The sequence below is a fragment of the Streptomyces sp. NPDC098789 genome (genome assembly GCF_044759975.1).
Classification (GTDB): domain Bacteria; phylum Actinomycetota; class Actinomycetes; order Streptomycetales; family Streptomycetaceae; genus Streptomyces.
The window spans coordinates 1-12,166 of the sequence record NZ_JBIWAJ010000019.1; the positions used below are offsets into that span (position 1 = coordinate 1).

The window sequence follows — 12,166 nt, forward strand, 5'->3', positions numbered from 1 at the left end:
GTGCTGAGGGGCCCTTGCCGAGCTCGTCTTCGAGAACGGCGAACTGGGCATCTGTGATGGTCGGGGAGTTCGCCGGGCCCGCGGAGCGCAGGGCATCGATGCCGCCCTCGCGCCAGGCATGGCGCCAGCGTTCCACCGAGCGGACACTCACCCGCAGATCCTTCGCGATCACCACGGTCTTCTCACCCGCTGCGAACCGCACCCCGGCCTCACGCCGGATCCCCTCACGAAACGCCCGACGCTCAGCGGTCAGGCCCCCACCCTCCGGATAACGCATACCTCCGACATACCGCAGGGATCATGAACCGTCACCACCCGACGACAAACCGCAAAACTCAGTAACGGGCCCTTGCTGCCCGGTGCGTGTCCTCCGGACACGCTGGTGCTGGATGCGGACGAGACCCAGATCAGCCAGGTAAGCCGCGAGCGGTTGCTGGCCGCGGACATTCTCGTGACGAACTTCCATGCTCTGGGTACGGGAGAGAAGCCCGGGGATCTGCTGGCCAAGCTGGATCCGGATGATGTCGACTTCATCGTTGTGGACGAGGCGCACATCGCTGCCAGCAACTCCTACCAGCGCCTGTTCGCCCATTTCCGGCATGCTCGGACCCTGTTGATGTCGGCATGCTTCAAGCGTCTGGACGGCAGGCCCATCGATGCCGACGTCGTCTACCGCTACAGGCTGGTGGACTCCGTCGCCGACGGCTCGGCGAAGAACCTAAGGGTGCACAGGTTCTCCCCCGATACGGCGGCGACGGTGTACGAGGCCGTATGGCCGGACGGGCGGCGTGAACAGATCGTGGGGCGCCAAGCGCTGCTGGCGGCACTCGGCAACGAAAGGAAGATGGCTCGGATCACTGCACAGTCCGACGCCCCGATCCGGCAGGTGATGGCCGTGACGCGGGTCTGTCTGGATGCGCAGGCCAAGCTACTCGCTCCGGTCAAACCTCGGGTGTTGTTCTCGGCGATGGGCGAGGCCCACGCCCAGCAGATCGCGCGCATAGCCGAGGCTCACGGCATTCCCTGCGGCACCCTGCACCACAGCATGTCGGCCTCGGCGATCGCCGCAACCCGACGCCGATTCGAATCCGACTCGGGTGACCTCCAGGGCATCGTGCAGCTACGGATGCTCGGCCAGGGTTACGACTTCCCGCCCATCAGCGTGGTCGTGCCCGTACGGCCGTACGGCAGCTTCGGCGAGTTCTACCAGTTCGTCGGGCGCGGCGTGCGCGTCCTGCGTCACCCCAGCCGGCCGGCAGACGAGCAGTACCTGGACGTGGTCTGCCATGCCGAGCTCGGCCTCGGAGAACACCTCGAGGCGATGTGTATCGACAACGACATGGATCCGGCGGTTCTGCTCGACGCTCCGCTGATCGACGCCTCTGCGCTCTTGGAAGAGATCGAAGCCAGCGACCGTGACGGAAGTGCGGAGTCTTCTGCTGCCCCGGCCGGTATGGATGCGTTCGTGCTGTACGAACAGGGGCGTGTCGAGCAGCGTGTGGTGCACGGCCTGGACCGTGTGGAGGCCAGGCGGGCGGAGCGGGAACTGCAGCTGATGGCCCAACGCTACGCGGTGTACGCACAGAGCACCGCGACCCCCATGCCGTTCGAGCAGTTCGTGGAATACGTACGGAGGCTGACCAGTGGCCAGTAACCAGCCGGGGTGGTGGCAGCAAGCCACTGACGCAACTACTTCTGACGCCCTGGCCCTGGAGTCAGCTGCAGGGCAGCAAGAGCGATTCGCCAGTCTCGACGCGCTCACGGCTCGGCTCCTGACAGCCGCCCTCAATGGCCAGACAGTGGCTACTGTCATCCAGCGCAACGGAACGCAGGTGTCGGACCTCGTCGAGGTCGTGGGGCTCACGCCCGAGGAGCGAACCCTCTGTACGACAGCGTTCGGGGTCCACGCACAGCAGCAGCGCGGTGCCTGGTACCTCCCGCAGAAGCTATCGCTGAAGGCAGGTGCCGTGAACCTGCCCCATCTGATACATCAACGCCCCGTTCACACCCTTACGATGGCAGCAGACGACAACATCCACATCAGCGCAGTGGGGAACGCTGACACCGTGCTGTTGTGGGCGTTGCTGATCCCTTTGTTCGAGACCTTGATGGAGCCTGTCCGTATCCGCGCTGCAGGCCCGGTCGGTTCGACCGAGGAACAGCGTCAGCTGTGGTCCGGGGTAGAAGAACGCTTCGCCCATCTGGGTCTCGACGGCGATGTACTCGCAGGCTTCCGCTTTGGTGGCGGCTGGCACGCGCTGGACCGGGGCGGACAGCAAGGTGCGCGTCTTCAGCTGATGCACTCACTTGCCGCCGGCGACCTCACCCGGCTCGTCGCCCGCCACCGCATGACTCAGCTCCAGCCGCTGATAGAGGGCTTCGCCAAGAAGGCGAAGAGGGGAACACCGCTCGCGCGTCGTGTGCTGACGCGCGGGTTGCAGCCAGTGGTCTCCGGATACTTCGCAGGCGACTGGTTGGCCGTACTGGACTACCTCCAGGCACCCCCTCATGCGGACGAGGAAGTCATCACCGCGCTGCCCGAACCGCGCCTGTACGTAGGTATGGCATCCCAAGCAGCAGACATGGCTGCCGAAGCTGGGATCTCGGAGGACGAGATCCATGCTGTCCTCGCAGCATTCCTCGGAGGCGCCTCGTCCCTCTCCCCTGTTGAAGAACGGCAGGAGGCTCTGCGTGAGTGGTGGATGGCCTTCGACCAGGCCCACGCCGTGCATGCTCCAGGAATGCGGTCTCTGTGGGGGCTGGTCGACCAGGAGATCATCGCTCTGTCCGGCGACGACCGCGGGCCCACTCCCCAGCTGTACCGGCATGTCCTGCCTTCTGTCGTGAATGAGCGGGTAGACCAGTTGTGGGCGTCCATGACGTTGCAACGCCAATCCCGCAGTATCGTCAGCAATCCCCTGCCTCACCAAGTGATGGCCGATGCCTTCGGCCCGGCCGTGGAGTTCTGGCACGGGGTTGCACTTACGGCCTGGTTCGTTTGCGAAGGCCCGTACTCCCGAGCGCCCTTGTCTCGGGTCGCCGACTATTACAGTCGGCCACTCACCGCGCTGCAGGCCGCCGGCTGCCCGATCGACCCGGGCCTGTTCGAGGACCTGCGCAACGCCGAGCAGCACCTCGGTCCGGAAGAGACCATCACGAAGGACACTCAGCTGAGTGCTGACACGTCCTTCGGTTCCGTCACAATGGCGACAAGCATCGGCTTCGCCACCCGCCGCGAAGGCTTCGAACGAGTACGCGACGTCGTCACCCGTCACCGGCGGGCCTGGGCCGACAAGCATCTCGACGCCTACCTCCAGCAGCGCTGGCGTACTGAGCTGGAAGACGTAGCCCACGCTCACCACCGCTTCGTTGCAGCCAAGGGCCGCCCGCCTACCCTGATCCAGTTCGCCCAGTTCGCCACGACCGCGGCCAATCACTGGACCGGCGGGGAGCTGGAGGCCCTGTACACCGCCATCGGTGAGCCAGCACCGGCCCAGCAGGAGCGCCCCACGCGCCTGCTCCATGGCGACGGCTACGACTTCGCACGCAGCGTCTATCAGGCCCTGGGCGGCAAATCCGTCGATCACGACACCATGATGGATAGCCCAGAAGAAGCCAAACGGCAATGGCAGCTCAGCTGCCTTGCCTCTGAGAGCCTGCGCTACCTCCAGCTTCAGGAGGCGCTCGGCGAACCGCCCAATGCCGAGCAGTTCGGTACCCAGCGCCTGGCCTGGCCTTGGCCTGGCGAGGAAGCCGAAGGCTGGCCCATCCTTCAGCGCGCGATTTCCTACCTCACCGACAGCAGCGTCTCCCCCGCACCGTCCCCTCCTCTATTCGGCATCCCCGCGCTCCGACAGGAGCACAGCCAGGGCAGGGACGAGATTGGGCAGATCCGGCACCTGGCCAAGGGAGCCAACGCCCCGCTTCAGACAGGGCCTGTTTCTGTGCACATCACGACTGCCGGCGCACCCGTCGACGTATCTGCGGTTCTCCTCGCACACAACGGCAAGGTCCGCGACGACCACGATCTCGTCTTCTACAACCATCCTCTCCAAGACGGAGTTCGAGCCGCTGAAGAAACCATCACCGCCGACCTGGAATGCGTCCCCGCCGACGTCAGCCGCATCAACGTCATCGTGAGCATCGATCGGGAAGCAGAACCCACCGCAGTCTTCAACCATCAGACCACCTAGCGGGCGGACATCACCCAGGACTCCAGCAGCACCTTGTCCTTCTCTCCGGAGCCCTTCGCGTCAGGCGAGACCGTCGCCATCGCGGTGGAGCTATACCGCCACACAACGTGCTGGAAGATCCGCGCCGTCGGCCAGGGTTACGACACCGGCTTGGCGGGCCTCGCCGTCGACTTCGGTATCGACGTCGACTCCTGAATCGACGAGCTGGCTGGCATGCGCTGGCGGCGCGTCGGCGCCACAACGCTGCCCGGCACCCCACCGGAGGAAGCACCGCCAACCTAACAATCCGGCAAGACCCATCGCGTGGCCCAATTCGCTGGAGTTAGGGCACTGTTCAAGATGCGACTGTGAGAGCAGCACAATGTCGACATCACCAGGTGCGGTGGTCGGGTTCAATGTCGCGCTCCACGGTCCACCGGATTTCCTGTTGCGCGGACTCGTTCACCGAGCGGTAGAAGCGGTATTCAGGAGATCCCGGTTCACAGGTGGACATGATGCGTGCCGCAGCGTCCCGCGCTTCGACGTCCTCGGCATAGGGCTCACCCGGAGTGGTTGTGCGGACTCCTTCAGTTATCGCGATGCGCAGTCCACTTTCGGCGAGATGGACGAGCTCGTCGGATGCTGCTGCAGTTGCCCGGAGGGCCTCCCGGACAAAACTTGGGTCTTGCCAGACTACGTCGCGCCCCAGCGCTTGCAGGAGGACAGCACTGGCTTGCCTCTCTCGTTCTTCGTCGGATCCCAGGTGGCGAAGAAGAAATTGCTTCACCTCTTGCTCTATAGGCTGGGCCGCAGTCCGGAAGAGGCCGGGAGCATAGAAGGCACGACGGGCAGCGAGGCGGGATCCGGGCTGCGGCTGAGCCGTCCACTCGACAATTCGCTGGAGGCGTTCGATGCGCCCTGGCGACGTGGAGAGATCCAGCGGAAGGTGCCACTTGTACGGCAGGGGGGCGTACCCGGCAATGTGGTCCATCGTCTGCTCAGCCCACTCAACACGGGCCATGAGCAACGTCAAGACCTCGTCGGAAGACAGACGGCCCAGCAGCTTCTGGATCTGATAGTCGTCCAGACGCGGAAGGAGACACAACTCGTCAAGCAGGCTGGAGCGCCGATCGGCTGGGAGGTCCTCCCAGGACAGCCACTCGTACAAGGTGATCGCTCTGGCAACTTCCTCCGCCACCTCGGCGGAGCCAAGCAAGGGGGGTGCACAGACCAGGTCGACCGCCGCGGCCATGTCCCTGCGGGCAAGTACACCTGCGGCTTGAATGACCAGCCGTCGTACGACAGGGTCGGAATCGCCTGCAAGGACCTTGCCGAGGATGGTGAGCGCCTCCGGCGGGACCTGGTGGCCTGGTCGGCGTTCCGTGAGCGCGGTGGCCACGGCGCGCTTGAGCGAAGCCCGCCCGGTCGTGGTGAGCGCATCAGCCGTTTCGATGCCGCGTTCCGGATCGGTGCGAAGCAGGGCGGCCAAGGCACTGGGGAGCACAGCCTGCTGTACGCGTTCCGGACAATCCGCCACGTCTTCACAGATCAAGAGGGCTAGCTCCGGGCGACTGTCGAGCAGGTGGGAGAGAAACGGCTGGGCGTGCTCGGGGTGATATCCGAACACGTCATACCCATCTGAGAGTACGGCGCGGATCTCTTGCCAGATCTGTTCGGCCGGCTGCGGGTTGGTGGCCTCGGCAGTGGCACGCAGCCAAGCGTCCCAGAGCTCTTCGTCCGCGGCGTCGTCCTGGTGACGGCTACGCCGGATTTTGGTCCACCAGCTGGTGTGGAGGGCGGTGGCGAGGTCGTGGGCGGTCGATGTGGAAAGGGCCTCAACGACCTCACGGGCTGCGTGTCTGTTGTCGTCAGAGCCGTACGCGAAATTCCATTCGACAGCCTGCTGTACTGCGACAGCGGCCAAGGGTCCGGGGTTGGCCGAACGCGTGCGGTCGCGCAATTCGTTCAGCAGCTGGGTTACGTACGATTCGCCTGCCCCGTGGGTGCCACGGAGGGCTTCTTCGAAGGTGAGCGCCGCTCGGGCGGACCGCCGGGCATCTCCTTGTTCGTACTCTCGAAAAAGCAGATCGAGTGCCTGGCGGCGGACTTCCCAGACCGATTCCATTGAGAGTGCGATCCGGTGAAATGTGAGAGTCCACCCCTCCTGCGTCGTGGACTCGGCTTCGGATGCGAATACGGGATCGAGCAGTTCGAGGGGCATCCGAGGGTGAACGGATGACTCTGCTTCGGCTACCCAACGGCTGACAGCGCGGATGACGGTCCGCTGCTGCGTGAGCGGCTTGCCAACCTCGTATGAGGCAAGCGACGTGAGGATTCTCAGGGCGTGGTCAGGGTGTGCGTTGAGGGTGCGTGCATCGTCCTTGCCGAAGGCCCAGAGCAGATTGCAGGCTTCTTCGGTATGCCCGGGATCATGAGCCACCGCTTCGAGAACTGGAGGCAGCGCGCCACGCAGAGCGGCTCCAGGATCACGATCGTATAGCTGGCACACCAGGGCGAGAGTTCGCTCAGGTTGGAAGACTCCGACCTGGCGCAGAAAAGCCATGCATTGCACTTGCCTCACGGGGTCAGCCCGAATAATGGAGCCAGCTACCTCGGACCAGAGGGGTTCGACAAGGCCGCTCGTTCGGGCCTGGTCCACACGCCACTGCCATTCAACCCGACTGGTGTTGATCAGCGCGTGGAGTAGGGGTTCATGCTTATCGCCGAGAAATGCGTGGGCGTGTTCTAGGTAACCGGTGGAGGAGCCCGTGGCAGGGAGGAATGCGGCTTCGCCAAGGACTGCGTCACCGAGGAGGTCTGGCACGATTCGAAGAGACGAACCTCGACGAAGGAGCAGGCCAGCCTGCTCGAGGGCCTGGATGTGAGGTGCGACATCGTAGAAGGGAAGGCCCGTGATGCCGCTGAGGGCGGCCCGGAGGTCAGGGGCATCCTCCCGGAAGGGCTGAAGAAGGGCGATCGCCCGCAGCACATCGCGAGGGCGGGTGTCTGGGATCGCAGAGGCGGGAACGGCTGTGCGCAGGAAGGCGTCGCTGAGCTGACGTCGGATGTGTTCGTCTGTGTTCAGTACAGAGGTACTCAGCGTGCCGTCGCGGAGCTGTACTGCTGCAGTCAGCAGCACCAAGGGGCAGTCTTTTGCAGCACGGGCCAGCACGAGGGCGAGATGAGCCTTGCTGGGACCGAGAGCTTCCGTTGCCAGTGCTGCGGCCTCGGTGACGGAGAGTTCCCCCAGGAGCCAGGTGGGGATCGAGGTGTGGTCGATGCCGAGGGCACGCAGGGCTTCCCGAACGGCGGGCATCCCGTAGGGGCGAGTCGCAAGCAGGATCTTGACTTCGGGGCGCTCGCGGCGAACACCAGCTAGGACGGAGCGCAGCTGCTCGCCGAGGTCTTGCGCGTCATCTACGACAAGGAGGAGGCCAGGTGAACGGGGCAAGAGTTCATACGCTTGCGGCGCGATGGGCTCACGGGGAGCCACCCGGACCGACATGGCAGGAACGCCTTCCTCAGGCCGTTCGATGCTCTGGGTGACTGCTTTCAGCAGACGACTCTTGCCGGCTCCCGCTGCGGCAATGACCAAGCCGATGGCAGACGCTTCAGGGGAATCGCCACGGACGAATGCAGCGATCTGCCCCAGTTCGACATCTCGGCCCACGAGGTCCCAACGGTGCGAGAATCGGTCGCCTTGCCCGAACCTGCCGAAGGCCTCATCGGCGGTCTCCCAGGGTGAGGGCTCGGCGATTCCGAGAAACGGTTCGCGCTGGCCAGGGAAATACTTGTCGACGACTCGTACTGCGGCGTCAGAGGCCAGCGTGCCCACCTTCCGCGCCAGGACATCGGCATCCCAAACTTCCCGCGCTCCCACTCCGCAATGAGCGGTTGTGTCACTCCGACGCGCAGCGCCAGATCTTGCTGTGACCATCCCATGGCTTTGCGCGCGGCTATGAGCCACGAGGGGAAATGCTCCACGCATCACAATCTACGCGCACGCGTCAGGGAGACACCAGGGCCGGGACCGCAGACGGGATGATCCCGACGCCCGCCAACTGCCGCGGCCGGCCGAGACCCAGCCGCGTCCCTGCCAGCGCAACGAACCCCAGGCGGATGCGCCGGGTTGCCGTCACCTACCGGTAGAGGGGCTGCCCTTGCTGGAAGCGGGCGCGCCGCAGAGCGCCCGACCCGCCATCATGCAGGCCGCCCGATCAGCACAGACCAAGATCCGGGCCATTCGCGGGCCAGCCTCCGCCCATTCTCGCCCCGCATCCATGTTTCCGCTGGTCAGAGGGGGGGGCCACTCCTGTACCACCAGCACTCGAAGAACATTCTGGTCAGCTGCTCCCCGAAGAAGCTCGGCTTCTTCTGGAGCGGTGAAATCCGCTGTCCGGGCCGGGCGGGTCCGCGCCGGACGACCTGATCAACGCCCCCTCGTAGGAGTTCTGTGGGCCAGTGGTTCGTGCGATCGTGCGGACCGTTGCCCCTTCGCACCGGCCGTCACGACCACCCACGCGTAGGCGACCGAGACGAGCAGCACGCTCGCGCAGACCACGACGGTCGGGCCGGATCGGGAACCGGACGGAGGATCGGCCACCACGGCGACGAGGACGAGCGTGATCGACGCGGCCCACAGGACGGCCGCGACGGGCTGCTGCCCCGCCCGCAGGTGTCCCCTCATGCGTTCAAGGACCACCATGGCGGGAAACAGCACGGCGACCAGGGATACGCCGATGAGCCCCCCAGGATCGTCGAGCAGGCCGCTGAGGCCGACGATGGCCGCGCAGGACAGGACGAAGACCAGCAGGGCGTATCCGAGCGACCCGAGCGCCGCCCCGGCGGGGCGGTGGCGTGCGCGGTGGGCGAAGCACAGGTACAGCAGAAGACCCTCGACGACCAAGAAGCCGGGTTCGAGGAAGTACTCCAGGCCGAAGGTCCGGAGGAAGCCGAGGACCTGCATGACGTCCCAGGCCGCCCAGCCCGCGACGGCGGTCAGCGGGACGGGGGCACAGCGTTGTCTGAACCCCACACGCAGGTACAGCACTATGGCCACGGAGAACAGGACGGCCGCGGCGAGGAACAGGACAGCGAACACCGACATGCCGACTCCGATCCTGGTAGTGCTCGACACGTACGTCGAAGGCCTCCTGGGCCGCTAGTGACGCCGGCCTGGTGGGCGGTCGCCAGCGGTCGGTGATCGCCGGGGTCATCGGTTGCCGACCGCCGGTCGTGCGGAGCCGTCGCGGAGGCCGTGGGCGTCTCCGGCCCGGGAGGTGGCCGGGGTGTCCCCCATGGGCTGTCCTATGAGGTAACGGGAGGTCCGGTTGCTCCAGTGGTTGACGCCTCCGGTGAACTTGCGCAGGCCGTCGGCGTAGCGGTGAAGCTGTTCGCGCTGTTCGGCGGGCAGGTCGCAGTCGTCGATGAGGTCGCTGGCCGCCTCCAGGTCGTCCGCGGCGGCCGCGGCCATGTCGGCGACCTCGTAGAGGGTGTCCTGCACGGGAAGGCCGAGCTGCTGGCACAGCAGCCGTACGAAGGTCCCCCCGCCGCGCCCGGCGAGGTGCTCCTTGATGAAGGAGCCGGCGTCGTTGTAGAGGAAGGAGTAGTCGCTGCAGCAGTTCTCCAACTGCACGACCAGCGGATGGCCGTGGACCTCTTCGGGGAGGTCCACGCGCGAGATCCAGGCGGTCAGCGCGAAGTAGACGGGCATCGCGGCCGACGCGCGCCGGTTGGCGATGTAGTCGGCCAGCGTGGAGAACCGCCTCTCGCCCTCCCTGGCCCTGACCTCCTCGCGCGAGGACGCCCCGTACAGGCGCATGGCCTCGGTGAACCGCACCGCGCACCGCTCGCTCATGCCCAGGCGGCGCATGCGGCCGAGGGTGTCGTCGAAGGGGAGGAACTCGGAGGTGCCGAGGGATTCCAGCACCGAGCAGGCGGACAGGCTGGTGGCCAGGGTGGACTTCCGGTCCATGAGGTCGTCCAGCCAGACCGCCCAGTGGTGGAAGTCGCACAGGGTCCGGATCTGGCGTGCCGTGGCGTCCGGGTAGACCCAGGACACGAAGCCGCCGACGTCCTCGCTCAGCAGCCGCTCGTACTCCCCCGTCTCCAGGGCGACGGTCCCCCGCAGCCACGTGGCGCTGGCCTCCATCGCCGCGGTGTGGAAGTAGTTGCGCTGCACGGGAAAGGGGCGCGGCCGTTCGGTGAGGCCGTGGCGGGGCGTGCGCAGTTCGCTCAGGAGCGTCCCGTCCCACAGCATGGTCGAGGGGCCGCGGCTGAGGTAGGCGTCCTGGGCCGACGAAGGGTCATGTGACGTCAGCGATGCCATCGTGATCCACCCCAGTAGTCGATTTCGCGGCGGATGCGTCCGTCGTCGGCGAACTCGATGATGCGGACGGGGACGGGCATGCCGGGCAATGCGCGGCGCAGGGTTCCGCGCCACGTCCACTCGATGACCCCGTAGTCCAGTGCGGCGGAGCGGCCGCGTAGGGCGGCGCCGAGATCTCCAGGTCGAAGGCGCCGTGGGAGTCGTCCCACAGCCGGACCCAGGCCCAGGCGGATGCCGACCAGGTCGCCGTGGGTGGGCAGGGAGCTCATGACGTCCTTTCCGCAGCGGTCCGGGCGATCTGGCGCAAAGTGGTGGCAGCCGCAGGGGGAGGGCCACTGCGTCCAGGGCGTGCAGGGCCCGTCGGTACCGTGCGGTGATCATGCGTTCGACTTCCGCGCGGGCTCCTGTGTCGTCGAGGACGGTACGGATCCGGGCCGCATCGTCCTCGTCCAGGCGCGGGCGACCGACGAGTCGGTGGATCTCGCGGCGCTGGGCCGGGCCGGCACAGCGCAGGGCGAGGGAGAGCAGCACGGTGGACCTGCCTTCGCGGAGGTCGTCCAGGTTGGACTTGCCGGTCCGCTCGGGGTCTCCGAAGACTCCGAGGAGGTCGTCGCGCAGCTGGAAGGCCTCGCCGAGGGGGATGGCGTAGGCGGTCAGGGCAGCCCGCAGGCCGGGCGGTGCGTCGGCGAGGGCAGCACCGATGTGGAGGGGGCGTTCGATGGTGTACTTGGCTGTCTTGTAGCGGGCGATCGTCAGGCCCCGCTCCGTGTCCGGGTCGGCTCGCCCGGCGGCCAGCAGGTCGAGGTACTGCCCGTACATCACCTCGGTGCGCATGGCTCGCAGTACCGGCAGGACCCGGTGGAGCTGGCGCGGTGTCAGGCCATGACGCGGTGAGCGGCGGGCCGCCCCCGGCGGGCCTCGGAGCGGTCCATGACGTCGTCGTGGATGAGCGCGAAGGCGTGGAACATCTCCAACGAGGCCGCTGCCTGGAGAACCCCGGCGTCCTCACCTCGGCCGCCCGCCGCGTGCCAGCCGGTCACGCACAGCAGAGGCCGCATGCGTTTGCCGCCGGCGCCCAGGAACTCGCCCAGGGTCCGGACGACTTCGTCGGGCAATCGACTGTCCTCGGCGAGACGCGCCTGCCCCGCCAGGAAGCCACCCAGCAGGGAATCGACCTCCCGTCGGACGCCGTCCAAGTCCACGCCCGGGGGCACGGTACGTGGCGACGTCGTCATTCCGTGCCCTCGCGCAGGGTGCCGGCCCCCGGACGGGGCTCACCAGCCGAACCGGCCATCATCAACGTCACCCTTCAATCGGCTCCCGAATCGGGCGAGAGCGTCACGAATCCTCGGCAGGCAGATCACCAAAGCCCTCCAGACATCCCCGGCCATCACACGCACACACATGGAACGCTGACGCGCCCCCGGTGCGCACGGGCGCACACCGGGGGCGCATCACCCTCTCCGCCCCACGCGTATCCGCTGCCACCGAGCCGACGTGTGAGGACCGGGAGTACTCGCCGAAGAAGCTCGGCTGGAGTGGGAGTCGGAGAGAAATCCGGCGCGACGTGAACCACTTGTCCTGAAGGGGCGCGACCGCGTCCCGCCGAACCCCGACCGCGGGAAGGCGAGGGAGTGGAAACACGGATGTCAAATTAACCGGAGAG

At 66.5% G+C, this 12,166-nt stretch carries 7 protein-coding genes and 3 pseudogenes; 2 read left to right on the plus strand and 8 right to left on the minus strand.

The genetic code is table 11. The annotated features are described in order from the left end of the window. The coding region (locus ACIQWR_RS31285; protein ID WP_404016448.1) for a helix-turn-helix domain-containing protein at positions 1-277 on the minus strand (277 nt) is incomplete at its 3' end. 105 nt (positions 278-382) lie between these two features. Here ACIQWR_RS31285 and ACIQWR_RS31290 point away from each other — a divergent pair. Continuing rightward, positions 383-1,654: a DEAD/DEAH box helicase gene (locus ACIQWR_RS31290; protein ID WP_404016451.1), complete on the plus strand. Its 1,272-nt coding sequence runs from the start codon at positions 383-385 to the stop codon at positions 1,652-1,654. Positions 1,655-2,348: 694 nt separating this feature from the next. Further along, positions 2,349-4,388, plus strand: a pseudogene (locus ACIQWR_RS31295) (TerD family protein). 175 nt (positions 4,389-4,563) lie between these two features. Here ACIQWR_RS31295 and ACIQWR_RS31300 read toward each other — a convergent pair. The 7 genes and pseudogenes from ACIQWR_RS31300 to ACIQWR_RS31330 all read right to left on the minus strand — a co-directional run bounded on the left by ACIQWR_RS31300 (position 4,564) and on the right by ACIQWR_RS31330 (position 11,702). Continuing rightward, positions 4,564-8,007, minus strand: coding sequence for a hypothetical protein (locus ACIQWR_RS31300; protein WP_404016693.1), 3,444 nt, complete (start codon positions 8,005-8,007; stop codon positions 4,564-4,566). 41 nt (positions 8,008-8,048) lie between these two features. Next, a pseudogene (locus tag ACIQWR_RS31305) lies at positions 8,049-8,156 on the minus strand (multiprotein-bridging factor 1 family protein); the annotation flags it as partial. Positions 8,157-8,601: 445 nt separating this feature from the next. Then, complete coding sequence (locus ACIQWR_RS31310) at positions 8,602-9,279, minus strand: hypothetical protein (RefSeq protein ID WP_404016453.1); 678 nt, start codon at positions 9,277-9,279, stop codon at positions 8,602-8,604. Between the two features lie 105 nt (positions 9,280-9,384). Then, positions 9,385-10,500 (minus strand): hypothetical protein, encoded by a 1,116-nt coding sequence (locus tag ACIQWR_RS31315; RefSeq protein WP_404016675.1) that lies wholly within the window; start codon positions 10,498-10,500, stop codon positions 9,385-9,387. Next, positions 10,488-10,769, minus strand: a complete 282-nt coding sequence (locus tag ACIQWR_RS31320; RefSeq protein WP_404016696.1) for a hypothetical protein — start codon at positions 10,767-10,769, stop codon at positions 10,488-10,490. The genes ACIQWR_RS31315 and ACIQWR_RS31320 overlap by 13 nt, the downstream gene beginning before the upstream one ends. Before the next feature lie 220 nt (positions 10,770-10,989). Next, positions 10,990-11,334: pseudogene (locus ACIQWR_RS31325) on the minus strand (polyprenyl synthetase family protein); the annotation flags it as partial. 41 nt (positions 11,335-11,375) lie between these two features. Continuing rightward, on the minus strand, positions 11,376-11,702 hold the full coding sequence (locus tag ACIQWR_RS31330) for a polyprenyl synthetase family protein (protein ID WP_404016455.1): 327 nt from the start codon (positions 11,700-11,702) through the stop codon (positions 11,376-11,378). Positions 11,703-12,166 lie beyond the last annotated feature (464 nt).

Coding starts and splice junctions, on each gene's coding strand:
- ACIQWR_RS31310 (WP_404016453.1), bottom strand. CDS start 9,279: ATGTCGGTGTTCGCTGTCCTGTTCCTCGCCGCGGCCGTCCTGTTCTCC.
- ACIQWR_RS31315 (WP_404016675.1), bottom strand. CDS start 10,500: ATGGCATCGCTGACGTCACATGACCCTTCGTCGGCCCAGGACGCCTAC.
- ACIQWR_RS31320 (WP_404016696.1), bottom strand. CDS start 10,769: ATGAGCTCCCTGCCCACCCACGGCGACCTGGTCGGCATCCGCCTGGGC.